Annotated in this window: 23 protein-coding genes; 8 read left to right on the top strand and 15 right to left on the bottom strand. The window is 69.3% G+C overall.

The features are described from left to right. Positions 1–110 precede the first annotated feature (110 nt). From AB0N89_RS33245 to AB0N89_RS33255, 3 genes are read right to left on the bottom strand one after another with little or no spacing between them, the layout of a single operon-like run. Positions 111–1592 (bottom strand): NAD(P)/FAD-dependent oxidoreductase, encoded by a 1482-nt coding sequence (locus AB0N89_RS33245; protein ID WP_364212988.1) that lies wholly within the window; start codon positions 1590–1592, stop codon positions 111–113. Further along, entirely contained in the window at positions 1589–2437 is an 849-nt protein-coding gene (locus AB0N89_RS33250; RefSeq protein ID WP_364212991.1) for an SDR family oxidoreductase, read from the bottom strand. Before AB0N89_RS33250 ends, AB0N89_RS33245 begins: the two co-directional genes overlap by 4 nt. Beyond that, positions 2434–3381, bottom strand: coding sequence for a patatin-like phospholipase family protein (locus tag AB0N89_RS33255; RefSeq protein WP_364212994.1), 948 nt, complete (start codon positions 3379–3381; stop codon positions 2434–2436). The genes AB0N89_RS33250 and AB0N89_RS33255 overlap by 4 nt, the downstream gene beginning before the upstream one ends. Positions 3382–3429: 48 nt before the next feature. On the opposite strand from AB0N89_RS33255, the gene AB0N89_RS33260 reads away from it, so the two are divergent. Continuing rightward, positions 3430–4062, top strand: a complete 633-nt coding sequence (locus AB0N89_RS33260; protein ID WP_364212997.1) for a helix-turn-helix domain-containing protein — start codon at positions 3430–3432, stop codon at positions 4060–4062. 140 nt (positions 4063–4202) lie between these two features. Here the strand turns inward: AB0N89_RS33260 and AB0N89_RS33265 are convergent, their stop codons facing one another. The 5 genes from AB0N89_RS33265 to AB0N89_RS33285 form a co-directional block, all read right to left on the bottom strand. Next, positions 4203–5150: a helix-turn-helix transcriptional regulator gene (locus AB0N89_RS33265; RefSeq protein ID WP_364213000.1), complete on the bottom strand. Its 948-nt coding sequence runs from the start codon at positions 5148–5150 to the stop codon at positions 4203–4205. Between the two features lie 92 nt (positions 5151–5242). Next, positions 5243–6064 (bottom strand): CoA ester lyase, encoded by an 822-nt coding sequence (locus AB0N89_RS33270; RefSeq protein WP_364213003.1) that lies wholly within the window; start codon positions 6062–6064, stop codon positions 5243–5245. After that, complete coding sequence (locus tag AB0N89_RS33275; protein ID WP_364213006.1) at positions 6061–6861, bottom strand: mesaconyl-C4 CoA hydratase; 801 nt, start codon at positions 6859–6861, stop codon at positions 6061–6063. The genes AB0N89_RS33270 and AB0N89_RS33275 overlap by 4 nt, the downstream gene beginning before the upstream one ends. Next, a complete protein-coding gene (locus AB0N89_RS33280) occupies positions 6858–8012 on the bottom strand; it encodes a CaiB/BaiF CoA-transferase family protein (RefSeq protein WP_364213009.1) in 1155 nt (384 codons plus the stop codon). The genes AB0N89_RS33275 and AB0N89_RS33280 overlap by 4 nt, the downstream gene beginning before the upstream one ends. Positions 8013–8029: 17 nt before the next feature. Further along, entirely contained in the window at positions 8030–9178 is a 1149-nt protein-coding gene (locus tag AB0N89_RS33285; protein WP_364213012.1) for an acyl-CoA dehydrogenase family protein, read from the bottom strand. Between the two features lie 86 nt (positions 9179–9264). Between AB0N89_RS33285 and AB0N89_RS33290 the strand changes: the two genes are divergently transcribed. From AB0N89_RS33290 to AB0N89_RS33305, 4 genes are all read left to right on the top strand, one after another. Continuing rightward, positions 9265–10212: a LysR family transcriptional regulator gene (locus AB0N89_RS33290; protein ID WP_364213015.1), complete on the top strand. Its 948-nt coding sequence runs from the start codon at positions 9265–9267 to the stop codon at positions 10210–10212. After that, positions 10209–10991 carry an alpha/beta fold hydrolase gene (locus AB0N89_RS33295; RefSeq protein WP_364213018.1) on the top strand — a complete coding sequence of 261 codons (783 nt, stop codon included), beginning with the start codon at positions 10209–10211 and terminating at the stop codon, positions 10989–10991. Before AB0N89_RS33290 ends, AB0N89_RS33295 begins: the two co-directional genes overlap by 4 nt. Positions 10992–11099: 108 nt before the next feature. After that, a complete protein-coding gene (locus AB0N89_RS33300; protein WP_364213021.1) occupies positions 11100–12413 on the top strand; it encodes an MFS transporter in 1314 nt (437 codons plus the stop codon). Between the two features lie 32 nt (positions 12414–12445). Next, on the top strand, positions 12446–13009 hold the full coding sequence (locus AB0N89_RS33305) for a dihydrofolate reductase family protein (protein ID WP_364213024.1): 564 nt from the start codon (positions 12446–12448) through the stop codon (positions 13007–13009). 498 nt (positions 13010–13507) lie between these two features. On the opposite strand, the gene AB0N89_RS33310 is transcribed toward AB0N89_RS33305, so the two are convergent. Then, the gene (locus AB0N89_RS33310; RefSeq protein ID WP_364213027.1) at positions 13508–14566 is read right to left on the bottom strand and encodes an NAD(P)/FAD-dependent oxidoreductase; all 1059 of its coding nucleotides are present in this window, start codon (positions 14564–14566) and stop codon (positions 13508–13510) included. Positions 14567–14647: 81 nt separating this feature from the next. Between AB0N89_RS33310 and AB0N89_RS33315 the strand changes: the two genes are divergently transcribed. Further along, on the top strand, positions 14648–15211 hold the full coding sequence (locus AB0N89_RS33315) for a TetR/AcrR family transcriptional regulator (RefSeq protein ID WP_364213029.1): 564 nt from the start codon (positions 14648–14650) through the stop codon (positions 15209–15211). On the opposite strand, the gene AB0N89_RS33320 is transcribed toward AB0N89_RS33315, so the two are convergent. From AB0N89_RS33320 to AB0N89_RS33345, 6 genes are all read right to left on the bottom strand, one after another. Next, entirely contained in the window at positions 15208–16209 is a 1002-nt protein-coding gene (locus AB0N89_RS33320) for a TerC/Alx family metal homeostasis membrane protein (RefSeq protein WP_364213031.1), read from the bottom strand. The two genes, AB0N89_RS33315 and AB0N89_RS33320, sit on opposite strands and share 4 nt — an antisense overlap. Positions 16210–16248: 39 nt before the next feature. Then, positions 16249–17163 carry a LysR family transcriptional regulator gene (locus tag AB0N89_RS33325; protein WP_364213035.1) on the bottom strand — a complete coding sequence of 305 codons (915 nt, stop codon included), beginning with the start codon at positions 17161–17163 and terminating at the stop codon, positions 16249–16251. Next, complete coding sequence (locus AB0N89_RS33330; RefSeq protein WP_364213109.1) at positions 17160–18341, bottom strand: glycine C-acetyltransferase; 1182 nt, start codon at positions 18339–18341, stop codon at positions 17160–17162. The genes AB0N89_RS33325 and AB0N89_RS33330 overlap by 4 nt, the downstream gene beginning before the upstream one ends. After that, on the bottom strand, positions 18341–19372 hold the full coding sequence (tdh, locus tag AB0N89_RS33335; protein ID WP_364213038.1) for an L-threonine 3-dehydrogenase: 1032 nt from the start codon (positions 19370–19372) through the stop codon (positions 18341–18343). Before tdh ends, AB0N89_RS33330 begins: the two co-directional genes overlap by 1 nt. A 70-nt stretch (positions 19373–19442) precedes the next feature. Then, the gene (locus AB0N89_RS33340; protein WP_364213041.1) at positions 19443–20435 is read right to left on the bottom strand and encodes a 2-oxoglutarate and iron-dependent oxygenase domain-containing protein; all 993 of its coding nucleotides are present in this window, start codon (positions 20433–20435) and stop codon (positions 19443–19445) included. After that, positions 20386–21135 (bottom strand): GNAT family N-acetyltransferase, encoded by a 750-nt coding sequence (locus AB0N89_RS33345; RefSeq protein ID WP_364213044.1) that lies wholly within the window; start codon positions 21133–21135, stop codon positions 20386–20388. The genes AB0N89_RS33340 and AB0N89_RS33345 overlap by 50 nt, the downstream gene beginning before the upstream one ends. A gap of 116 nt (positions 21136–21251) precedes the next feature. Here AB0N89_RS33345 and AB0N89_RS33350 point away from each other — a divergent pair, with 116 nt between their 5' ends. Next, entirely contained in the window at positions 21252–22340 is a 1089-nt protein-coding gene (locus tag AB0N89_RS33350; protein ID WP_364213047.1) for an LLM class flavin-dependent oxidoreductase, read from the top strand. After that, the gene (locus tag AB0N89_RS33355) at positions 22337–23641 is read left to right on the top strand and encodes an LLM class flavin-dependent oxidoreductase (protein ID WP_364213050.1); all 1305 of its coding nucleotides are present in this window, start codon (positions 22337–22339) and stop codon (positions 23639–23641) included. Before AB0N89_RS33350 ends, AB0N89_RS33355 begins: the two co-directional genes overlap by 4 nt.

A 23641-nucleotide genomic window follows, 5' to 3' on the forward strand; every position in this document is an offset into this window, starting at 1 on the left:
CGGGGGGGGGCGGGGGGCGCGCGCGCCGGCGCCCCGTTTTTTTTTTTGCTGTCGGGTGTTGGGTGTTGGGCTTTTCGTACAAACCCCCCCCCCCGCCACTCACGACCACCTCAGGCGAACGTGTAGTCCTCGACCGGGAAGTTCTGCGCCTCCTTGATGGCGTTCAAGGTGGACGACGGCCGCAGCAGGGTCGCCTCCCCGTGCGGGTTGAAGTAGTAGCTGTTGGCCGGGGCGCAGTTCCCGAGGGTGAAGATCGAATCGCCGAGGCGTTCGGTCATCCGGTCCAGGAACGCGTCGTTGGCTTCCTGCGTGACCTCGAACTCGGTCGCGCCTCGCCGCTTCATCGCGCCGAAAAGCCGGTCCATATGGCGCATCTGGGTCTCGATGGTGGTGAAATAGGACAGTCCCGAGTAGGAATACGGGCTGTTGAGCGAAACGAAGTTGGGGAACTTGGGGATGGCGACACCCTCGTAGGCCTGGAACCGGTTCTCCCGCCACCACTTCCCGAGATCGCGACCGTCGCGGCCGATGATCTCGATCGCCGGGAAGTTCGCCTCCCACAGGTCGAATCCGGTCGCCAGGACCAGGACGTCGATGTCCCGCCGCCGTCCGTCGGCGGTTTCGATCCCGGTCTCGTCGATCCTCGCGATCGACGTCGTCTCCAGGTGCACGTGGTCCTTGGTGAAGGCCGGGTAGTACTCGTTGGAGAACGTCGGGCGCTTGCAGCCGAACGAATAGCGCGGCGTCAGTTGCGCGCGCAGCCCCGGATCCCGCACCTGGCGGCGCAGATGCGCCTGGCACCACAGCCTGCCGAGCCGGTTCGCCGCCGGGAGTTGCTTGTAGTGCAGGACACCGGAGACCATCATCAGCTCCAGCAGCGCGGTCCCGGTCAGCCGGGCGGCACGTTGGGTGAACGGCACCGCCGCGAACGCGCGCCGGACCGCCTTGGGCACCGGGAAGTCCAGTTTGGGGCTCACCCAGATCGGGGTCCGCTGGTACACGGTGAGGTCTCGCGCGACCTTCGTGATCTCGGGGATCAGCTGGACGGCGGTCGCGCCGGTGCCGATCACCGCGACGCGTTTGCCCTTGAGGTCGTAGTCGTCGTCCCAGGCGGTGGTGTGGATGACCTTGCCGCCGAAGGTGCCGATCCCGGCGATGTCGGGTTTCTTCGGCTGGGAAAGGAATCCGGTCGCGGTCAGAAGGTACTTCGTGGTGACCGGCGGGCCATCGGCGAGCGAGACCGTCCAGTGCGCGTTCGCCTCGTCCCAGACGGCGCCGGTGACCACCGAGTCGAAGCGCATGTAGCGCCGCAGCCGGTACTTGTCCGCGACGTGCTCGGCGTACCGCTTGAGTTCCGCGCCCGGCGCGAAGAGCCGCGACCAGTGCGGGTTCGGCTCGAACGAGTACGAGTAGGTGGCCGACGGGATGTCGACGGCCAGCCCGGGATAGCGGTTCACGTGCCAGGTGCCGCCGAGGTCGGACTCGCGTTCCAGGATGAGCAGGTTGTCGTAGCCGAGCCGGTTGAGCTGGATCGCCGCGCCCATCCCGCCGAAACCGGCCCCGACGACGACGGCGTCGTACTGCGTGGTCATGCGTTTTCCTCCCGCTGGGTGTCCTGGTGGAGGCGGGCGCGGTAACCGTCCCGCTCCGGCGAATCGGGGCGCAGGGCCCGGTCGTCCCGCACCAGCCGCCGGAAGGCGTTGAGCGCCGGTTCGGGGGTCACGGCCGCGAGCGTGGCGAGCGCGCCGACGTACCCGGGCACGGCGATCTCCGCGGCACGGGTGCGGACGGAATCCACGACGGCGTCGGCGATCCGGCCCGGTTTCACCTTCGGGATCGGCCGCATGTCGAGTCCGGAGGCGAGCGCGGTGTCGACCGCCGAGGGCAGCACGGCCGAGACGCTCACGCCGTGCGGCGCGTACTCCAGCCGGGTCGCCGCCGTGAGCCCGACGACGGCGAACTTGCTGGCGTTGTAGATCGCCAGCCCCTGGACGGGGAACTTCCCGGCGAGCGACGCGACGTTGACGATGTGCCCGCGTCCGCGCTCCAGCATGCCGGGAAGGGCCAGCCGCATGCCGTGGACGACGCCGAAGACATTGACCTCCATGGTCGCCCGGTTGAGCGCGTCGGAGAGGTCGAGGAAACCGCCGTTGGGCATGATCCCGGCGTTGTTGACGAGGACCGCGAGCGGCCCGTTCGCCTGTTCGGCCTCGGCGAGGAACGCGGCGAACGAGGGCTGGTCCGCGACGTCGAGGTGGTGCGCTGTCCCGCCGATGTCGGCGGCGGTGCGCTTGGCGGCTTCGAGGTCGAGATCGCCGATGGACACGCGCGCGCCGAGCGCGGCCATGCGTTCCGCGGTCGCGCGGCCGATGCCCTGTCCTGCCCCGGTGATCGCCACATGCGCGCCGTCGAGGTCGAGGTCCGGGTACTTGGTCATGCGCGCACTCCCTCTCGTTCGAAGGCGTCGGCGACCAGGCCGGGCGCCGTCCGCAACGCCGTGGCGAGCACGTGCTCGCGCCGTCGTCCGTCCATGAAGTTCGCGCCCATGGCGGCGAGATCGTCCGGTCCCGGTTCGATCCGGACCACCCGGACGCCTGCCGCGCGCAACCGTCGAGCCTCGTCGTCCACCCGCCTGGTCATCGCCGTCCGCAGCAGGCGTTCCAGCCGGGCCGGACCGCGCGCCGGAGCCCCGCCTTCGCTGCTCATCGGCGCGATCAGCACGACCTCCCCGACGTCGCGGGTGAGCAGGATGTCCGCCGAGGTCGGGGAAACCGTCCCACCGTCGACCAGCGGACGTCCGTCCACAACGGACGGTGGGAACCAGCCGGGAATGGCCCAGGACGCGGCGATCGCCTCGCCGAGCCGGGCGGGCGGCGCGTCCGGGGAGCCGAGCGCGATCCGCTTCCCCGTCAGGTCCGCGGCCATCAGCCAGGTCGCGGGATGCGGGACCCAGCCGTCCGGTGCCAGCGCGTCGCCGAGGTGACGGAGCCGGCTCGCGTCTCCCTTGCCTCGCGGCAGGAGTCCCGCGAGCCCGGCGAGCGTGTCGACGTCCCGGCGCAGCGCGGCCCGGACCAGCCCGGTCGCGGGCCACCGCGGGGACGGCACCGGCGGGAACCGGTCCGGCGTCCTGCGGACGTGCGCGGCTACGACGGCGTCACCGCCGGGCGCGCCGGCTACCGCGTCGAGGATCGCCTTCGCCGGGATGCCCGCCCCGAGCATGGCCACCGCCTCGGCGCCCGCCGAGGTCCCGACCAGGATGTCCGCCCCGCGCGGGTCCCAGCCCGCCAGGGTGTGCAGCGCGTCGAGGACCGCGGCGGTCCAGGCGAACCCCAGGGTCCCGCCGCAGCCGAGCACCAGTGCCCTTGCGGAATGACGTGTCATTTCCGGAACGGTATGTCATTTGAACGCGCGGGGCAATAAGCTGGCGGGATGACGACGGAGACCCCGGTCAGCAGGGCCGCACGGAAGAAGCAGGAACTACGGCGCGAGATCGTGGAGACCGCGTTCGACTGCTTCGCCGAACGCGGCTACCACGCGACCGGTATCGCCGACATCGCCGCGCGGCTGGGCATCGGGCACGGCACCTTCTACCGGTACTTCCAGAACAAGCGGGACATCGTCGACCACGTGATCACGGACCTGGTCGAGAAGGTGGTCGCGGCACTGGCCGCGGACAACGCGCCGGACGCGGTCAACAGCCTGGCCGAGTACCGCAGGCAGAGCGCCCGGATCGGCGACGCGCTCGCCAGGATCTTCGGCGGCGACCCGCGGATGGCCCGGTTCCTCCTGCTCGAAGCGGCGGGCATCGACGCCGAGATGCGGGAACGGGTGCTGGACTTCCACGAGACCGCCGCCGAGCTGACCGCGGGATACCTCCACCACGGCGTCCGCCTCGGGTATCTGCACGAGGACCTGGACGTGGACTCCACCGCCCGCGCGATCAACGGGATGATCCTCGCGTCGATACTCGCCGAGCTGCGCGATCCGTCACCGGAAAGGCAGGCGGCGATGAGCCGGGCGGTCCGCCGCGTCATGTACGACGGCATCGCGGCGCCCCGCTGAAGAACCGGCCGGCCGGTCCGGAGTGCGACGCACCAGCAGGCGGGGTCTGGGCCGTACTGGTGGACAGTGTCCATGGAACCGCCACCGGGGGGTTCGGGTCTAGTGACGAAAACGCACAACGGCACCGACGAAAACGAACATCAGGACTTGCGCAGGGTCTGGCTGGGCGACTCGCCGAAGGCCGCGCGGTACTGCGCGCTGAACCGGCTCCCGTCCACGAAACCCCACTTCGCGGCGACCCGGGTGATCGTCGTGCCTTCGCCGGCGTCCTTGAGGTCCGCCCGGGTCCGGTCGAGGCGGACCTGACGTAAATAGGCCATCGGGGTGGTGCCGAGATGCCGCCGGAACGCCAGTTGCAAGGCGCGCACCGATACCCGGCAGGCGCGGGCGATGTCGGCGGCGCCGAGATCGAGGTCCGGATTCGCCTCCAGGAAGGCGATCCCGCGGCGTACGGTGTCCGGGACGGCGTCCCGGCGGTCACACGGTCGCTCCTCCCCCTCGCCCGCGGTGAAGGTGTCCAGGGCCATGGCGGCCATCAGCCGTCCCGCCGCGCCGAGCACCAGCTTGCCGTTCTCCACGTCCGGCGAGGAGAACAGCCCGGTGACGTACTCGACCGTGCTGCGCCATCGCCTCGCCCTTTCCAGGCTCACCGGCTCGTAGCGCAACCGCTCGATCGCTCCGCCGTCCTGCGCCGGATCCATCTCGGCGAACAGCGACAGGTCGATACTGGTGATCTGCAAACGCGCGCCGTGCATCCCCGTCCGGTAGCCGGCGCCGGGGTGCGCGGCGACGAACACGTCACCGGTGGCCAGCCTGCGATCGCCGACGTCGTCCTCGACCTGCACTTCACCGCCCAGCACTCGCAAGAGGACCACTTTGCCCAGCGGCTGGATGACGACCTCGGTGGTCAGCGTGTTGTGCAGGACGTCGAACTGCATATCCCCCACGTCGCAACGATTGTGCTCGAAGCGGTAGTTCGCGACGGCACCCCGCACCCGCAATCGGTTGTCCTGGTAGGCCGTGGCGATCAGGGCATGTGCCTGCTCCGGATCGGTGGTCGCGAATTCCGTCACCAAGGGTTCGTGCATCGGGCCACGCCTCCTTTCCGTTCACCGTAACGAAAAGTTCACCCGCCGGAACGCTACCGCCACTCGGCGGGCACTACCAGAGCGCATCGGCGTCATCCGGCTGGTCGGAATGGGCGACCCGCGCGGTCGAGGATCGCCCTGGCGCGCAGCTCGACCGGCCTGTCCACCATCTGGCCGTCCGCCACGGCGACCGAGCCGTCGCCCGCGAGCGCGAGCACGCTCCTGGCCCAAGCGATTTCGCTTTCCGACGGCGACAGTGCCCGATCGGCGACGGCCACCTGACGGGGATGCACGCAGAGTTTTCCGGTGAAACCCAGGGTTCTGGCGTGGTCCAGGTCCGCGGTGAGCGCGGCTTCGTCGTCGAGTGCCGTGGTGACGCCGTCGATCGGGGCCGCCCTGCCCGCGGCCGCCGCCGCGAGGACGAGCGCGGATCGCGCGTACCGCAACGCTTCGTGCGACCGATGGTCGACGCCGAGCTGCGCGGCCAGGTCGACGCTGCCGAAGGCGGGCCGCACGACCGCGTCCGCCCCGCAGATCGCCACCGCGCCGGCGATCCCGGCCGCCGTTTCCACCAGCGGGAGGATCGGGACGCCGGGCAGCCGTGTGGCGAGGGCGTCGAGCTCGGCGGGGTCTTCGGCCTTCGGCGCCATCACCGCGAGCGCTTGGCCGACGCTCGCGACATCCTCGTGGTACCAAGGGGTTCCCGCGGCGTTGACGCGGACGACCGCCTGATGGCCTTCCGCCAGCCACGTCCTGACGTGTTCGCGCGCGGTCTCCTTCTGTTCGGGCGCGACGGCGTCTTCCAGGTCGAGGATCACGACATCGGCGCCGCAGGCCTCGGCCTTGGCGAACCGGTCCGGCCGGTGACCGGGTACGAACAGGAAGGTTTTGGCATTGGCGAGAGGTTCACTCATCGGCGCACCGTTCCGGTCGCGGTCCGCCGACCGTGACGGTCGCGTACGGCGGTGACGGTCTCGTCCGCTCCGGCTTCGGCCTGGACGATCAGGCCCTGATGGTCGAACAGCGGTGAGACGAGGCGGTAGTCGAAGGCGAGTTCCCCGACGATCCCCTGCCGCCGCGCGGCCTCCGCCATCGCGAGCGCCTGCAGTGGACCGTGGGTGAGCAGCCCCGGATAGCCCTCGACGTCGCGCGCGTAGTCGCGGTCGTAGTGGATGCGGTGCGCGTTGTAGGTCAGCGCCGAGAAGCGGAACAGCAGCGTCGGCGAGACGTCGATGGCCCATTCGCCGTCGGCCACCGGCGACTCGGGTTCTTCGCCCTCGGGTTCGGCCTGCCCCGAAGCCGCGTCGCGATAGACGATGTCCTGCTCCTCTTCGACCACGATCTCGCCGCCTTGGACGACCTCGTGACCGGTGACGACGAAGGTCAACCGTCCGGTCCGGCCCTCTTTCTCCTGCACGGAAAGCACTTCCGTGCGCCGGGTGGCGGGCAGGCCGCATCGCAGCGGTCCGAGCGTCCGCACCCGGCCGCCCGCCCACATGCGACGGCGTCCGGGCTCCGGCGGCGCGGGGATCGTGGCGCGGACAGGATGCCCGTCCGGCCCCAGATCGGCCTGCGCGGGGCGGTCCAGCAAGTAGAACCAGTGCCACAGCAAGGGCAGGCCGTCGCGGTCCAGGTCCGGCATTTCGACGTCGAGCAGCGAACTCAGCGCTTCCGCGGGCCCGGGCTGCAAGACCTCGGTGACTTCCTTCACGATCGGACCTCCTCGCCGGGACCGAACTCGGCCCGGATCGACTCGTTGTGCGCCCCCAGCGCGGGAACCGGGCCCATGACCGGTTCCCGGCCCGCCGTCTCGACCGGCGGCAGCAGCGCCTCCAGCGGACCGGCCGGGGTTTCCACCGCACGCCACCGGTTACGCGCGGCCAGCTGCGGATGCCGGGTGAACTGTTCGGGCGTCCGCAGCCGGGCGTTGGCGATCCCGGCGCGCTCCAGCAGGTCTCCGACCTCGCCGGCGGTCAGGTCTTTGAAGGTCCCCTCCAGGATCGCGGTGAGTTCGTCGTCGTTGTCGACACGGTCGTCGTTGGTCCGGAAGCGCGGATCTTCGATGAGTTCGGGACTTTCCAGCACGTCCCGGCAGAGCACGACCCATTCCCGTTCACTTTGGACGCTCAGGAAGACCTTGTCGTCGCCGGTGCTGTACGGCCCGTACGGCGAGATCGACGGATGGGCCGCGGCCGTACGCCGCGGCGGTTCCTGGCCGTAACGGGAGAAATAGGCGGGCTGGCTCATCCACTCGCCGAGCGAGTCGATCATCGCGACGTGCAGGCTAGCGCCCTCGCCCGTGCGTTCGCGGTCGTACAGCGCGGTGAGGATGCCGGTGTAGGCGTACATCCCGGTGGCGATGTCGGCGATCGAGATCCCCGCCTTGGCCGGGGTTTCCGGGGTCCCGGTGGACATCACGAGCCCGGCTTCGCACTGGACCAGCAGGTCGTAAGCCTTCTTCGTCCGATAGGGACCTTCGGGCCCGTAGCCCGAGATCGAACAGTGGATCAGCTCCGGGCGCTCCGCGCGCAGCGTCCCGGCGTCGAGCCCGAGCCGTTCCACCGCCCCGGGCACGAGGTTCTGCACGAACACGTCGGCCCGGTCGATCATCGCGCCGAGCAGCGCCCGGTCGGCCGGATCCTTGATGTCGAGTTCGACGCTTTCCTTGCCCCGGTTGAGCCAGACGAAGTAGCTCGACTGCCCGTGGACGGTCCGGTCGTAGTCGCGGGCGAAGTCACCGACGCCACGGCGTTCGATCTTGATGACCCGCGCGCCGAGGTCGGCGAGCTGGCGTGACGCGAACGGCGCGGCGACGGCCTGCTCCAGCGCGACGACGGTGATTCCCTCGAGTGGGTGGCGCATGCTGCCTTCCTCGCTGTTCAGGACGGGATGCGGTGCCGTTCGACCAGCTGGCGCGCGATCACGCCGCGCTGGATCTCGTTGGTGCCCTCACCGACGATCATCAGCGGCGCGTCACGGAAGTACCGCTCGACGTCGAACTCGGTCGAGTAGCCGTAGCCGCCGTGGATCCGGACGGCGTCGAGCGCGATCTCCATCGCGGCCTCGGAGGCGAACAGTTTCGCCATCCCCGCCTCCAGGTCCGCGCGCTCGCCCGAGTCGTAACGCCGCGCCGCGTGGTGCACCAGCTGCCGCGCGGCCTCGAGCTTGGTCGCCATGTCCGCAAGATAGTTGCCGATCGACTGATGCTGCCAGATCGGCTTGCCGAAACTCTCCCGTTCCTGGGCGTAACGCAGGGAATCCTCCAGCGCGGCGCGTCCGACGCCGAGCGCCCGGCAGGCGACCTGGATCCGGCCGATCTCCAGTCCCCGCATCATCTGCGCGAACCCGCGGCCCTCCTCGCCGCCGAGCAGCGCCGTGACCGGGACGCGGAAGTCGTCGAAGGACAGCTCGCAGCTCTCGACACCCTTGTAACCGAGTTTGGGCAGATCCCGCGAGACCCGGAAACCGGGCCCCTTCTCCACCAGCAGGACGGAAATCCCCTTGTGCGCGGGTTCGGCGCCGGGGTCGGTCTTGCACAGCAACGCGACCAGCTGGGACCGGCGCGCGTTGGTGATCCACGTCTTGCTGCCGTTGACGACGTACTCGTCGCCGTCGCGCCGCGCCGTGGTGCGCAGCGCTTGCAGATCCGAGCCGCCGCCGGGTTCGGTGAGCGCCATCGTCGCGCGGATCTCGCCCGTCGCCATCTTCGGCAGGTACGCGTCCTTCTGCTCCTGGGTGCCATACGTGGCAAGGAGTTTCGCGACGACGGTGTGGCCGCCCATCGCACCGGCGAGGCTCATCCAGCCGCGCGCGAGCTCTTCGGTCACCAACGCGTAGCACTGGGCGGAGACCTGGGTCTCGCCCCAGGGTTCGGGTACGGCCAGCCCGAAGACGCCCATCGCCTTCATCTGGTCGACGAGTTTCTCCGGATAGGCGTTCGTGTGGTCGAGCTCCTGGGCGACGGGCCGGACCTCGCGATCCACGAATTCGGCCACGAGCGCGACGATCGCAGTCTCTTCCTCGGTCATGCGACTATCATGAGCGATGATGAGAGATTAAGTGAAATACCTATTGGTGATAGTCGCATTCCGGACCGCGATGAGGAGGGACGACGGTGGACTTCAAGCAGCTCAAAGCGTTGGTGACGGTCGCCGAGGTCGGCAGCGTGACCCGCGCGGCCGACCTGCTGCACCTGGTCCAGCCCGCGGTCACCCGGCAGATCCGCACCCTGGAGCAGGAGCTGGGCGTGCCGTTGTTCGAGCGGACCCGGCACGGGATGCGGCCGACCGAAGCCGGCGCGACGCTGGTCGAGCGTGCCCGCCGCGCCCTCACCGAACTCGACCGGGCCCGGGCCGAGCTGGCCCCGAAACCCGGGGTGGTCACCGGGATCGTCACGGTCGGCCTGCTGGAGAGCGCCGCCGAACGGCTCGCCGCGCCGCTGACGACGGCCGTGCTGCGCGAGCATCCGGGGATCGAGCTGCGGCTGCTCACCGCGTACTCGGGACATCTCCAGCGATGGATCGACGACGGCGACGTCGATCTGAGCCTGCTCTACAACCTGACCAGCACGCCGTCGCTCAACGTCCGCCCGTTGGTCCGTGAACGACTGTGGGCGGTCGCTCCCCCCTCGGACGGGCTGGATCCCGCGCGGGCCGTCCCGTTCGCCGAAGTGGCCGCGCATCCGCTGGTCATGCCGTCCGAGGGGCACGCGCTGCGCACCCTCATCGACGGCGCGGCCCGCGAGGCGGGGGCCGAGGCGGAGGTCACCGTGCAGACCAACTCCATGACGTTGCAGAAACGCCTGGTGCTCGGCGGGCACGGCTGGACGATCCTGCCCGGCATCGGCATCGCCGCGGACGTCGCCGACGGCACCCTGAGCGCGGCTCCGGTGTGCGAACCGGAGGTCTGGCGCACCGTCGTCCTCGGCACACCCCGGACCGGACGGGTCACGCCCGCCGTCGACACCGTCGCGCGAGCGCTGGTCCAGCAGATCCACCGGACCGTGCGCGAGGGCGAATGGCCCTCGGCGCGGCTCTGGGAAGACCGAACAGGAGAAGAATGACCACGCTCCCCCGCACCGGGCACGCCGTCGCCACCGACGGCACCCGGCTGGCCTACCAGTGGCGCGGCACGAGCAGGCCGCTCGTGCTGCTGGCCGGGCAGGCGAACGACCACACCTGGTGGGATCGCACGCGTGGGGACTTCCCGAGCACGATCACCATGGACTACCGCGGTACCGGAGCCAGCGACGCGCCTGATTCCGCTTACTCGACAACGGGTTTCGCGGACGATGTGATCGCGGTCCTGGACGCGCTCGACGTCGCCGAAGCGGACGTCTACGGCACCTCGATGGGCGGCCGCGTCGCGCAATGGGTCGCGGCGCGGTATCCAGACCGGGTGCGACGGCTCGTCCTCGGCTGCACCTCGCCGGGCGGCACGCACGGTGTCGAGCGGTCGAACGACGTGCGGCTGGCGCTGGCCCGGCGGTCCTCCGTGGAGGCACGGGAGACGCTGGAAGACCTGATGTACACACCTGCCTGGCGGGCGGCGAATCCGGGACCGTATCGAGTGCTGGGGGCGCACGGTATGCCGCCGCACGCGGTGCGCGGGCATCTCGTCGCGAGCAACACCCATGACGCCTGGGACGTCCTTCCGGAGATCACCGCGCCCACCCTGGTCCTCCACGGCGACGACGACCTGCTGGCACCGCCGCCGAACGCGCCACTGCTGACGGAACGGATTCCCGGCGCGCGCATGCATCTCTTCGCCGGGGCGCGGCACGCCTACTTCGACGAGTGCCGTCCAGAGGCGAGTGACCTGGTGAGCGACTTCCTGGAGTAGCAGCCGTACTCCATGCCGACCGGGTATGCGTCCATCGCGGATTTCTATTTCTCAACCGCAGGGATCACAGCTCATGATGGTCGGCATCCCGGACCGAAGGAGCTTCCCTTGCCGCACAAGAAACCCGGCGTCGTCGCGAACGTGGTCCGCGGTTGCCTAGGCAACCTGGTCGAGTGGTACGACTGGTTCGTTTACGCCTCGTTCAGCATCTACTTCGCGGCGAGTTTCTTCCCTGAGGGGAACCAGACGGCCCAGTTGCTGTCGACGGCTGTCGTGTTCGCGGTCGGCTTCCTGATGCGCCCGCTCGGCGGCTGGCTCCTGGGCCTCTACGCGGACAGGTTCGGCCGGCGGGCCGCGCTGACGCTGTCCGTGACGCTGATGAGCTTCGGTTCGCTGACCATCGCGATCACTCCCGGCTACGCGTCGATCGGCATCCTCGCGCCGGTGATCCTCGTGATCGCCAGGCTCGCGCAAGGACTGTCGGTCGGCGGCGAGTTCGGCTCGAGCGCGACCTACCTGTCCGAGATCGCCACCCCGGGGCGACGAGGGTTCTACTCGAGTTTCCAGTACGTCTCGATCACCGTCGGCCAGCTCGCGGCCCTCCTGGTGATGATCGTGATGCAGTCGCTGCTGACCGAGGCGCAGATGTACGACTGGGGCTGGCGGATCCCGTTCGTGCTCGGCGCGATCGCCGGACTCGTGGTCATGTACCTCCGCCGCAGCATGATGGAATCGGAACACTTCCAGCGCTCTTCGGCCGCCGGCTCGCGTCCCCGCGGCGGTCTGCGGGTCCTGCTGCGCTCGCACCGCCGCCAGGTCCTCGCCGTCCTCGGTCTCGCCATCGGCGGGACGGTGGCGTTCTACACCTTCACCAGCTACCTCCAGAAGTACATGGTGAACACGGCGGGAATCCCCAAACCGACCGCTTCGCTCATCGGTTTCGCCGCCCTGTTCCTGTTCCTCTTCATGCAGCCCGTCGCCGGCGCGCTGTCCGACCGCTTCGGCCGCCGTCCCGTCATGTTCGGCTTCTCCCTCGGCGGCATGCTCCTGACCGTGCCGATCATGACGCTCGTGGGCAGGACCCCGAACCCGTGGATCGCCTTCCTGCTCATGATCACCGCATTGGTGTTCCTCAGCGGCTACACGGCCCTGTCGGCGATCATCAAGGCGGAAATGTTCCCCACCAACGTCCGCGCCCTCGGCGTCGGCCTGCCGCACGCACTGGCGACCGCCGTCTTCGGCGGGCTTTCGGAGCCGATCGCTCTGGCTTTGAAGCAGGCCGGGCACGAGAGCGTGTTCTTCTGGTGGGTCACGGGGTGTGTCGCGCTGACTTTCGTGGCCACCTTGGTGGTGCGGGAGCCTTCACGGGAGTCCGCTTTGGAGGTTTCCGTGTTGCCTGCTCGGGATTCTGTAGCACGGTGAGGTTTCCAGGGATTAGAGGGAATAATGGCGCCATGCGGAAACTGATCTACGGCATGAATCTGAGCCTGGACGGCTACATCGCCACACCCGACGGTGACCTTGGCTGGGGCGTGTCGAGTGACGAATTGTTCCAGTGGTGGCTCGAGCAGGAGCAGGCCATCGACCTGTTCCTGTACGGGCGCAGGCTGTGGGAGACGATGAGTTCCCACTGGCCGACAGGTGACCGGCAGCCGGACGCCACTCCGGCGCAGATCGAGTTCGCGCGGAACTGGCGGGACACGCCGAAGGTGCTGTTCTCCTCCTCCAAAGGCGACAAGGCCGACTGGAACACCCGCGTCGTGACCGGCGACGCGATCGCCGAGATCACCCGGCTCAAGGCCGAGGACGGCGGGCCGATGAGGGTCGGCGGTGCGGCGCTGGCCGGGGCGGCCATGCGGGCCGGGCTGGTCGATGAATACGAGATCGTCACCCATCCCGTTCTGGTGGGCGGCGGCACGCCGTTCTTCACCACGTTTGACAGCCGGGTGAACCTGAGCCTGGTCGAGACGCGGACGTTTCCCGGCGGGATGGTCATGACCAGGTACGAGCGGCGTTGAGTGGCCGATTTTCGGCAATGGGCTCAGAACGGTGGTGATTCGTCGTCCGGGTCTGCTGCCGGGCGGGGTTCGCGCAGGGGCGGTGGTGAGCTGTCGTAGCGCTGCCCGGTCGGGGTGGTGATGGTGAGGGTGCCATCGGGCGCGAGGTGGTAGATCCAGCCGGGTCAGCGCCTTGGCCGTCGACACCAGGGCCGAGGCACGACCGTCCACAAGAGACAACGCGAGCGCCACCTCCTGCACGACACTGGGCGCGTCATCACGATGACGGGAAACCTGCGCGATCGCACGGAACCGGATCGCCTCCAGTAGCGCGATATCCGCCGACGCCTCTTTCGCGATCGCCACACAGGCCTCGTCGCCGAGACGGCGAGTATCGATTTTTTCCTTAGGGGAAGCCAAAAAGGCCGAGTTCGAGTCCACGCGAAGAACGGTACAAGCACCCACCGACAATTCCGGCCCGCCAGAACCCAGGCGGCCGCCGCCGATTTCCGGCGACGCTCAATCCAAGTCGAGCAACCCCTGGGCGCCGTTCTCCAGCCGCCGCGCGTATTTCTCCGACCGCGGAAGCATGGTTTTCTCATATGCCGCAACAGCTTCACCGACACTCGAAGAACCCGCCACCGCGAGTGCGAGTTCGCGGGCGTCGAGCATGGCCAGATTCACGCCGACGCCGAGCGGCGGCATCAGGTGGGCGGCATCGCCGAGCAAGGTCACCGACGGCGTGTGCTCCCAGGTGTGCGGAACCGGCAGAACGTACAGCGGACGATCCACATAGGGCCCGTCGTTGTCGGTGACCATCCGAAGCATCGACGGCGACCAGGAGGAGAACGCGTCGAGCAGCCGGGCGCGGATCCCTGAAGTACCAAGGGAACCGACCCAGTCCGCGGGCAGACGTTGAATCACGTAGACCCGGATGTGGTCACCGCTGTTGCGCTGGGCGAAAAGGCAGCGGTCACCGTCGGCCGCCATCGCGCTGCCCTGGCCGACGAGCGCGGAGAGTTCAGGGTGCGCGTTCTCGACGTCGTCGAACCAGGCTTCCAGGAAGGTGATCCCGGCGTACCCGGGCACCGCCGCCGACACCGCCGGCCGGACCCGCGACCACGCGCCGTCGGCGCCGATGACCAGATCCGTCTCGACGGTCGTCCCGTCGGCGAACCTCAGCCGCCCGGGCAGCTCGACACTCTCCAAGACGGAGCCCCACTTCACGGTGCCCGGTTCCAGCGAGTCCAGCAGCAGGCCGCGCAACTGCCCCCGATCGATCTCCGGCTTGAACATCTCCCCCTCGGCCGGGACGTGGTGTTCCACGAGGTTTCCGGCGGGATCGAGCTTGCGCATCTCCTGCCCTTCCGGCCGGGCGAGCGCGAGGAACTCGTCGAGCAGGCCGGCTTCGCGCAGGGCCAGCTGTCCGTCGTCCGCGTGCAGGTCGAGGGTTCCGCCCTGATTACGGGCCCGAGGATGTGGATCGCGGTCGTAGACCGTCACGGGGATGCCGTGCCTTTGCAGGATGCGGGCGCAGGTCAGGCCGCCGGGGCCCGCACCGATGATGCTGATCGTCATGCGTCCAGAAAAGCAGAACGAGTTAAAAAGTGCAACGAGTCAACTTAGTGACTGTGACAACTCATGGGGTACAGTGCGCTCATGGAGACACCGGGACGGCGTGAACGCAAGAAGGCGGCCACCCGCCAGGCCTTGGCGGACGCCGCCTTGAAACTGTTCCTGGAGCGGGGCTACGACCAGGTGAGCATCCGCGACATCGCCGAGGCGGCCGACGTGTCGACCACGACGCTGTTCAAGCATTTCCCCGGCAAGGAAGCCCTGGTCTTCGACGACGCCCAGGACCGCGAGGCCAACCTGATCGCCGCCGTGCGAGACCGCGAAGCGGGGCAGAGCGTTGTCGAGGCTCTACGCGAGTACGTGCTCGCCACGTGGCTTCCGCTCACGGCTCATCCCCAGTACCCCGAATTCACCGCGCTCGTGAGCGGCACCCCCGCCCTTCAGGAGTACGGCGAACGCATGTGGACCCGGCACGCCGCCGCTCTCGGCGCCGCCATCGCCGAAGACGCCGGCGTGGATCCCGACGACACGGCCTCCCGCGCGCTGGCGCGCTTCGTTCTGGACATTCCCGCGCTCACCCGCGGCAGGGAAGATCCCCGGAAGGCTGTCGAGGAGATCTTCGACCTTCTCGCCAACGGCTGGCGCTAGTCCTCTTCGGACGCCGGACGAGAGCCGCGCAGTGAGCCTGGGTGTGCCTTGGCGGACGGGTCGTTGCGGGTTTTGAGCAGGCTCGCCACCGTCACCACGACGAGGATGCCGATGATCACCGCGAGGCTGACCGGCGTCGAGATCTCCGGAACGTTCTCGTCGATGTCGACATGGGCCCAGTGCAGGATCAGCTTGATCCCGATGAAGCCGAGGATCACCGCGAGCCCGGCCGACAGGTACACCAGCCGGTCGAGCAGGCCCTTCACCAGGAAGTACAGCGCACGCAGGCCCAGCAGCGCGAAGGCGTTGGCGGCGAAGACCAGGTACGGCTCGTCGGTCACCCCGAAGACGGCGGGGATCGAGTCCAGCGCGAACAGCAGGTCGATCCCGCCGATCGCGAGCAGCACCACCACCAGCGGCGTGCCCACCCGCTTGCCTTCGAGCCGGGTGAACAGCTTGCCGCCGTCGTAATCCTGCGAAAGCGGCAGCAGACGGCGCGCGGTCCGCACGACCACGTTGTTCTCGACGTCCGGATCCTCGTCCCGGTGCCGGAACAGCTGGATCCCGGTGTAGATCAGCAGCAGCCCGAACAACAGGAACATGAAGGAGAACAGCGAAAGCAGCGTGGCACCCAGCGCGATGAAGATCGCGCGCATGATCAGCGCGACGACGATGCCGAACGTGAGCACCTTGTGCTGATGTTCCTCGGGTACCGCGAAGGTGCTCATGATGATCACGAAGACGAAGAGGTTGTCGACCGACAGGCTCTTCTCCACGATGTAACCCGCGAAGTACTGCTGCCCGAAGTCGCCGCCGTGCGCCAGCGTCAGCCAGACGCCGAACGCCACCGCGACCAGGATGTAGCCGATCGACCAGGCCACCGCTTCGCCGAAGCCGACCTTGTGCGGGCGCACCGCCGCGAGGATGAGGTCGAGGGCCAGCAGCCCGAGTATCAGCCCGATCGTGAGGGTCCAGGTGAGGCCATCGATCTGGAGCATCCGGACCCTGTCTTTCGTTCGGCGGCAGGTGCCAAGATCTTAAGGGGGACTTCCCCACTCCGCATGCGCATGACCCGGCGCCGCGTCCAGCAGCGCGGCGAGCACGGTCTTGATCAGCGGGTGGTCCGCGCTCCCCCGCCGGACGGCGGCGAACACGCGGCGCAGCGGCGGCTCACCCCGCAAGGGGATGGCGACCGATCCGGGGACGGCGGTGAAGGCGTTGCGCGGCACCAAGGCCACGCCCTCCCCCGCGGCGACCAGGGTGGTGATCGCGTGGAAATCGTCGGAGACGTGCCGGATCCCGGGATTGGCACAGACGATCATCAGCACGTCGCGGCAGGGATTGCCGGGTTTCGGGGCGATCCAGTCGTCGTCGGCGAGTTCCTCGATGTCCACTTCGGACGAACCGGCGAGCCGGTGCGCGGTGGGCAGCACGACGTCGAACGGCTCCACGTACAGCGGGAACCGGGTGAGCCTGCTTTCATCCGTCCGTGGCGAGAGCCGGTATTCCTCGGTGATCGCCAGATCGACCTCGCCTTCGAGCAGCAGCGGGATGCTCGCGTGCCCCTCGACGTCCTGCACCTGTATGGAGACGCCGGGGGAATCGGAGCGCAGTGACGCGATGGCCGGTGCGACGACCATGGTGATCGCGGAGGCGAAACTCGCCAGCCGCACCATCCCCCGCACCCCCGAATCGAGCGCGGCCAGGGTGGCGTGCGCCCGTTCGAGTTCGGCGGCGACGGCGTTGGCGTGCACCACCATCAGTTCGCCGGCGGAGGTCAGCGAGACCCGCCTGCCCCACCGGCGGAGCAGCTGCTGGCCGCACTCGGCTTCGAGGGCGGCCAGCTGCTGGGAAACCGCGGACGGCGTCAGGTGCAACGCCTGTCCCGCCGCCGTCACGGTGCCGTGGTCGGCGAGGGCGCGCAGCACACGCAGCCGTCGCGGATCGATCATCCCTCCATCATGGACCTCGCAGCCACGAACGCGTCGACGGCCCGGTCGACGTCCTCCGTCGAATGCGCGGCCGACATCTGCGTCCGGATCCGGGCCTTGCCGTGCGGCACCACCGGGTACGAGAACCCGACCACGTAGATGCCCTGGTCGAGCAGCAGATCCGCCATCTTGCCCGCCTGGGCGGCGTCCCCGATCATCACCGGGATGATGGGGTGCTCACCCGGGAGCAGGTCGAAGCCCGCCTCGGTCATCCGACGGCGGAAGAGCTCGGTGTTGGCGCGCAGCTTGGTCAGCAGTTCGCTCGACTCGCCCAGCAGTTCCAGCGTGGCGAGCGCGGCCGCAGTGATCGACGGCGCCAGCGAGTTCGAGAACAGGTACGGCCGCGAACGCTGGCGCAGCATCTCGACGATCTCCGCGCGGCCCGAGGTGTAGCCGCCGCTCGCCCCGCCGAGTGCCTTGCCGAGGGTGCCGGTGAGGACGTCGACCTTGTCCTGCACCCCGAAGAGCTCGGGCGTACCGCGACCGGTCGGACCGGTGAAGCCGACTGCGTGCGAGTCGTCCACCATCACCAGCGCGTCGTAGCGCTCGGCCAGCTCGCAGATCTCGTCGAGCGGCGCGAGGTAGCCGTCCATCGAGAACACGCCGTCGGTGGCGATCATCCGGTACCGCGCGCCCGACGCCTCCTTGAGCCGCGCCTCCAGGTCAGCGACGTCGCGGTTGCGGTAGCGCATCCGCTTCGCCTTGCACAGCCGGACGCCGTCGATGATCGACGCGTGGTTGAGCTCGTCGGAGATGATGACGTCCTGGTCGGTCAGCAGCGTCTCGAAGAGCCCGGCGTTGGCGTCGAAACAGGAGCTGTAGAGGATCGTGTCCTCGGTGCCGAGGAACTCCGACAGCTTCGCTTCGAGCTCCTTGTGCGGCTGCTGGGTCCCGCAGATGAACCGCACCGACGCCATGCCGAAGCCCCAGCGGTCCAGGGCCTCCTGGGCGGCCTTGATCAGCTTGGGGTGGTCGGCGAGACCGAGGTAGTTGTTGGCGCAGAAGTTGAGGACGTCGCCGCCGGCGACGCTGACCGAAGCCCGTTGCGGCCCCTGGATCACCCGCTCGCCCTTGTACAGCCCGGCTTCCCGGATCTCGGCGAGCCCGGCCTTGAGGTCGTCGCGCATCGCGCCGTACATCAGTTCTCCGTCCAATCCAGGATGACCTTGCCGCAACGGCCTTCCCGCGCCGTCGCGAACGCCTTCTCGTACTCGGTGTAGCCGAACCGGTGGGTGATCACCGGCGAGATGTCGAGCCCGGCCTGCAGCAGCACGGACATCGAGTACCACGTCTCGAACATCTCGCGTCCGTAGATCCCCTTGAGCTGGATCATCTTCAGCACCACGGACGCGATGTCGACGGACACGTCGGAGGCGGGCAGGCCGAGCAGCGCGATACGGCCGCCGTGCGACATGTTCGAGATCATGTCGCGCAGCGCCTCGGGCCGCCCGCTCATCTCCATTCCGACGTCGAAGCCTTCGGCCATGCCGAGCCGTTCCTGCGCGTCGGCGATCGTCGAGGAGGAGACGTCGAGCGCGAGGTCGACGCCGACCTTGCGGGCCAGCTCCAGGCGGTGCTCGCTGACGTCGGTGACGACGACGTTGCGCGCGCCGGCGTGGCGGGCGATCGCGGCGGCCATGATGCCGATCGGGCCGGCGCCGGTGACCAGCACGTCCTCCCCGATGACGGGGAAGGACAGCGCGGTGTGCACGGCGTTGCCGAGCGGGTCGAAGATCGCGGCGATGTCGAGGTCGACCTCGGTCCGGTGCACCCAGGCGTTCTGCTCGGGCAGGACGGCGTACTGCGCGAACGCGCCGTCGGTGTGCACGCCGAGGCCCTTGGTCCGGGCGCAGAGGTGACGCCGTCCGGCCTTGCAGTTGCGGCAGCTCCCGCAGACCAGATGCCCCTCGCCGCTGACCAGGTCGCCCACCTTGACCGTCGTCACCGACCGGCCGATCTCGACCACCTCGCCGACGAACTCGTGCCCGACGACCAGCGGCGCGGCGATGGTGCGCGCCGCCCAGTCGTCCCAGGAGTCGATGTGCAGATCCGTGCCGCAGATCCCGGCGCGCAGCACGCGGACGGCGACGTCGCCGGGGCCGACCGCGGGGTCCGGAACGTCGGTGAGTTCCAGCCCGGGTGCTCGGTCGGCTTTGACCAATGCCTTCATGGCGCGAAGTCTGGCGCGACGGCGCTGTTCAGTCCATCGCGAGTTTCTGAAATCCCTCGTTAGCGTGTCTTCACAAGGACGAGTACCAGCGCGCCGCCACCTTCGGATGAGAACGAAGCCACCCGATCAAGGCGTTCTCCCCGTAGGAGGCGAGCAACGGGTTGTCCGCGTCCTGGCTGATCCCGCGCGCGGCCGCGGCCAGTTCGGCGGGCAGTTCCACCGGCTCGACGACGGCGTCGAGCCGAGGCGCGAGGAAGAACGGCACCGAGTAGCGGTCCACCCCGGCGGGCGGGCTGAGCACCCGGTGCCGGGTCGCCCGCAGGTAACCCTGGGTCGCGATCTCCAGCATCTCGCCGATGTTGACCACGAAACCGCCCGGGACCGGCACGGCGTCGATCCAGCCGCCGTCGTCGTCCTGCACCTGGAGGCCGCCGATCTCGTCCTGCTGAAGCAAGGCGAGGTAGCCGTAGTCCTTGTGCGAGCCGACGCCCTGCTCCTCGTCGGCGGCGGGCCTCGGCGGATAGTGGACGATCTTCAGATGAGTGGCGGCCTCCTCGTCGAACCACGTGTCGAAATAGCCCTCGTCCTGGCCGAGGCTCGCCGCGAGCGCCCGGAGCACTTCCCGGCTCACCCGCAGTGCCTCCGCCTGCCACGCCAGCGTGGTCTCGCGCAGTTCGGGTAGCGCGCCGGGCCACTGGTTCGGGCCGATCAGCCGGATCCACGCCGGATCACCGGGCGCGGGCTCGACGGCTTCGCGTTCCGGGCCGACGTCGATCTGCTCCCGCCAGTCACGGGAACCGCCGGTGTACTCGTTCCCGGTCTTGGTGTAGCCCCGGAACTGCGGGGACTCGATGTTCTCGATCGCGAGCTTGTCCGCGTCGGGCAACGCGAAGAAGCGGCGGGCCACCGAGAAGATCGCTTCGGTCAGCTCCGACGGCACACCGTGCCCGACGACGTAGAAGAACCCGACCTCCCGGGCCGCCCGGCGCAGGTCGGTGAGGAACGCCTCACGGTCACTGGGATCGCGGAAGCGTGAGAGATCGATTACGGGCAAGGTCGTCATGCGAACCTCCTTCACTGGCTTCGGCGGTTTCGGGAACGCGAACCACCACGAAGTCGGGCCGGGGCGCCAGTTCGAAACCGATCGACAGGTAGAGCCGAATGGCCGCGGTGTTCCCCGCCGCCGCGTGCATCATCGGCCGTTCGCCCCTGCCCCGGATTCCCGCCGCCACCGCGCGGACCAGGCGGGTCGCGAGTCCCTGGCCGCGATACGCCGGGTCCGTGCAGACGGCGCTGATCTCGGTCCAGCCGGGCGGGTGCAGCCGCTCCCCCGCCATCGCGATCAGCTCGCCGCCACGCCGGATTCCCAGATATGTCCCCAATTCGACGGTCCGTTTCCGGAACGGACCGGGTCTGGTCCGCGCGACGAGGTCGAGCATCTCCGGGACGTCGTCCGGTCCCAGCAGGACGGCTTCGGAATCTTCGGCGGCTTCGAGCGCGACGTCGACCAGCCTGACCCCGGCGATCCTGTCGACGACTTCCCACCCCGCCGGGACGGGCAGCGAGCTGTGGACGGTGACCGTCTCGCCCGGGCTCGCCAAGGCGGCGACGTCCGCCCAGACGCCGTCGTCCGGTTCGGGCGGCAGGGCGAGGAAGGGCGCGACGTCCGCCTGGTAGCGCAGCACCTGGCCAGAACGTTCGGCGAAGCGGGCGTGCGGCCCGGTCAGCGATGCCCAGACCGGGTCGTCGAAAGGGGTGACCATGACCGCTGCGACAGCGGCGGGCCGGCTTTCATTCCCGCTCCCACATCCTGAACACGCGTGCGCGACACCGGTCCGGCCGTTAACTCTCGAAACACCTGGACGAGAGGCGGTATGCGATGACTTCCCGGACTGCCGGTGGCCCGGTGCGCCTCGCGGTCGAACTCGACGGCGACGGCTCGCACCCCGCGGCGGGGCTCGGCGACGAGCGCCCGCCCGCCGAACGCCTGAGCCCGCGTGCATTGGTGGGCCTCGTCCTCGCGGCCGAGATCGCGGGGTTCGCCCTGGTCACCTTCGACGATTCGCCGCTGCCGCCCCCGAACGGTTTCCGGCCGGAAGCGCTCGGCCGGGCCGCTTACGTGGCCACGCGGACCAACCGGATCGGTCTCGGGGCCACCGCGCACGTGACCACCACCGAACCGTTCCACGTCGCCACGCAGCTGGCGAGTCTCGACCACGCCTCGCACGGCCGCGCCGCCTGGCTGGTCGGCGCGGCCAACAGCCCGGACGCCCTCGCCACCATCGGCACCGGTCCCCTTGAGCCGGCCGGGCTGAGCCGCGAGGTCACCGACGTCGTCGACGTGGTCCGGCGGCTCTGGGACTCATGGGAGGACGACGCCGTCATCAAGGACGCCGCGACCGGCCGCTACCTGGATCCCGGCAAGGTCCACCACGTCGACTTCGAGGGCGCGGCGTTCTCGATCAAGGGGCCGCTGATCACCCCCAGGCCGCCGCAGGGCCTGCCGGTCGTGATCGCCCCCGAGCGGTTGCTGGAGGCGGCGCGGCCCGACGTCGTGCTGATCGGCGGGAGCGGGCTCGACGATCTCCGCCGCCGGGCGCACCACGCCAAGGAATCCGGCACACCGCGCGTCTTCGCCGAAGTCGAGGTCCTGCTGAACGCGGCGGAGACGGCCGAGAAGCGGTTGCGGCGGCTCGACTCGTCGATCCGCTGGGAGCACACCGAACGGCTGCGCTACACCGGATCCACCGACGGCCTCACCGATCTGCTGGCCTGGCTGGGCACCGTCGTCGACGGTGTCCGCCTGCATCCGGCGGTGGTGGCGACCGATCTACCGCCGCTGCTCGAAACCGTGCTCCCGAGACTCCGGGCCCAAAGGGCGCTGAGCGTGCCCGAGCCGGGGACGACCCTGCGCGCGGCACTCGGCCTGCCCCGCCCCGCCAACCGTTTCGCCGCTTCGAAGGGATGACCGTGAGCGAAGCAGATCCGCGGCTGCACCTCGGCGTGTTCTACGTCGGCGTCGGCTCCCAATACCTGTGGGACGACCCGTCGAACGGGGCGCACACCGAGATCGAAACCTACGTCTCGGTGGCACGGACCCTGGAACGCGGTCTGTTCGACGCGTTCTTCCTCGGCGACGGCCAGCGCGTCCGCGAGAACCGGGGGCGGATCCTCGCCCTCGACGTCGCCGGACGGCCCGACGCGATCACCCAGCTTTCGGCCCTCGCCGCGGCCACCGAGCACATCGGCCTCGTCGCCACGCAGAACACCACCTACAACTTCCCCGCCGACCTCGCCCGTCGTCTGTCCACACTGGACTTCCTGTCCGGGGGCCGGGCGGGCTGGAACATCGTCACCACCGACAACGCCTGGACGGGCGCCAACTTCCGCCGAGGGGGCTGGCTCGACCACGAACTCCGCTACGACCGGGCGGACCAGTTCGTCGAGGCGGCCTCGGCGCTGTGGGCGGGTGACGGCGCCGTGGTCGAGCGGCGGACCGACCTCGTCGGGCTGCGCGCCAAGGCGACGGTCCCCCGCAGTCCGCAGGGACGGCCGGTGCTGTTCCAGGCCGGCGATTCCCCCGGCGGTCGCGAACTCGCCGCGAAGCACGCCGACGTCGTCTTCTCCGCCAACACCGCCTACGACAAGGCGATCGCCTACGCGACCGATCTCCGGGCGAGACTGGCCAAGCACGGACGGCCCGCCGACGCCGTGCGGATCCTGCCCGGTGCCACGGTGGTCATCGGCGACACCCCGGCCGACGCGGGCGAACGCAGCGAGGACATCCGGCGGCGGCAGCTCAACCCGCAACGCGCCGTCTCGTTCCTGGAGCAGTACTGGGGCCGTGATCTGTCGGACTACGACCCGCACGGCCCGCTGCCGGACGTCGAGCCGACCGAGGACGAACTGGATCCCTCACGCGGCACCCTCTCCGTCGAGCACCGGACCGGCAAACTCGACCGGATCCGGCAGTGGCGCGAACTCGCCGAAAGCAAGAATCTGTCGATCCACCAACTGGTCCTGGAGGTCCAGCCGCGCGAGCACTCCTTCGTAGGCACGCCGGGGCAGATCGCGGACGAATGGGCCCGCTACGTCCGGAACCGCGCCGTCGACGGTTTCAACATCAGCCCGCATCTGGTCCCCGCGTCGCTGGACGACATCGTCGACAAGCTGGTGCCGGAACTCCAGGACCGAGGGATCTACCGCACCGGGTACGAGGGCACGACGCTGCGCGAGCACCTGGAGCTGCCGGAGTTACCCGGAGACTGA

Source organism: Amycolatopsis sp. NPDC089917 (assembly GCF_040684635.1).
GTDB lineage: Bacteria > Actinomycetota > Actinomycetes > Mycobacteriales > Pseudonocardiaceae > Amycolatopsis.

What these genes read in the sequence shown, in the direction of transcription:
- AB0N89_RS33265 (WP_364213000.1), bottom strand. Translation starts at nt 5,150, where the DNA reads ATGCACGAACCCTTGGTGACGGAATTCGCGACCACCGATCCGGAGCAG.
- AB0N89_RS33355 (WP_364213050.1), top strand. Translation starts at nt 22,337, where the DNA reads ATGACCGTGAGCGAAGCAGATCCGCGGCTGCACCTCGGCGTGTTCTAC.
- AB0N89_RS33295 (WP_364213018.1), top strand. Translation starts at nt 10,209, where the DNA reads ATGACCACGCTCCCCCGCACCGGGCACGCCGTCGCCACCGACGGCACC.
- AB0N89_RS33270 (WP_364213003.1), bottom strand. Translation starts at nt 6,064, where the DNA reads ATGAGTGAACCTCTCGCCAATGCCAAAACCTTCCTGTTCGTACCCGGT.
- AB0N89_RS33315 (WP_364213029.1), top strand. Translation starts at nt 14,648, where the DNA reads ATGGAGACACCGGGACGGCGTGAACGCAAGAAGGCGGCCACCCGCCAG.
- AB0N89_RS33320 (WP_364213031.1), bottom strand. Translation starts at nt 16,209, where the DNA reads ATGCTCCAGATCGATGGCCTCACCTGGACCCTCACGATCGGGCTGATA.
- AB0N89_RS33305 (WP_364213024.1), top strand. Translation starts at nt 12,446, where the DNA reads ATGCGGAAACTGATCTACGGCATGAATCTGAGCCTGGACGGCTACATC.
- AB0N89_RS33310 (WP_364213027.1), bottom strand. Translation starts at nt 14,566, where the DNA reads ATGACGATCAGCATCATCGGTGCGGGCCCCGGCGGCCTGACCTGCGCC.
- tdh (WP_364213038.1), bottom strand. Translation starts at nt 19,372, where the DNA reads ATGAAGGCATTGGTCAAAGCCGACCGAGCACCCGGGCTGGAACTCACC.
- AB0N89_RS33250 (WP_364212991.1), bottom strand. Translation starts at nt 2,437, where the DNA reads ATGACCAAGTACCCGGACCTCGACCTCGACGGCGCGCATGTGGCGATC.
- AB0N89_RS33255 (WP_364212994.1), bottom strand. Translation starts at nt 3,381, where the DNA reads ATGACACGTCATTCCGCAAGGGCACTGGTGCTCGGCTGCGGCGGGACC.
- AB0N89_RS33260 (WP_364212997.1), top strand. Translation starts at nt 3,430, where the DNA reads ATGACGACGGAGACCCCGGTCAGCAGGGCCGCACGGAAGAAGCAGGAA.
- AB0N89_RS33350 (WP_364213047.1), top strand. Translation starts at nt 21,252, where the DNA reads ATGACTTCCCGGACTGCCGGTGGCCCGGTGCGCCTCGCGGTCGAACTC.
- AB0N89_RS33325 (WP_364213035.1), bottom strand. Translation starts at nt 17,163, where the DNA reads ATGATCGATCCGCGACGGCTGCGTGTGCTGCGCGCCCTCGCCGACCAC.
- AB0N89_RS33340 (WP_364213041.1), bottom strand. Translation starts at nt 20,435, where the DNA reads ATGACGACCTTGCCCGTAATCGATCTCTCACGCTTCCGCGATCCCAGT.
- AB0N89_RS33330 (WP_364213109.1), bottom strand. Translation starts at nt 18,341, where the DNA reads ATGTACGGCGCGATGCGCGACGACCTCAAGGCCGGGCTCGCCGAGATC.
- AB0N89_RS33285 (WP_364213012.1), bottom strand. Translation starts at nt 9,178, where the DNA reads ATGACCGAGGAAGAGACTGCGATCGTCGCGCTCGTGGCCGAATTCGTG.
- AB0N89_RS33280 (WP_364213009.1), bottom strand. Translation starts at nt 8,012, where the DNA reads ATGCGCCACCCACTCGAGGGAATCACCGTCGTCGCGCTGGAGCAGGCC.
- AB0N89_RS33245 (WP_364212988.1), bottom strand. Translation starts at nt 1,592, where the DNA reads ATGACCACGCAGTACGACGCCGTCGTCGTCGGGGCCGGTTTCGGCGGG.
- AB0N89_RS33345 (WP_364213044.1), bottom strand. Translation starts at nt 21,135, where the DNA reads ATGGTCACCCCTTTCGACGACCCGGTCTGGGCATCGCTGACCGGGCCG.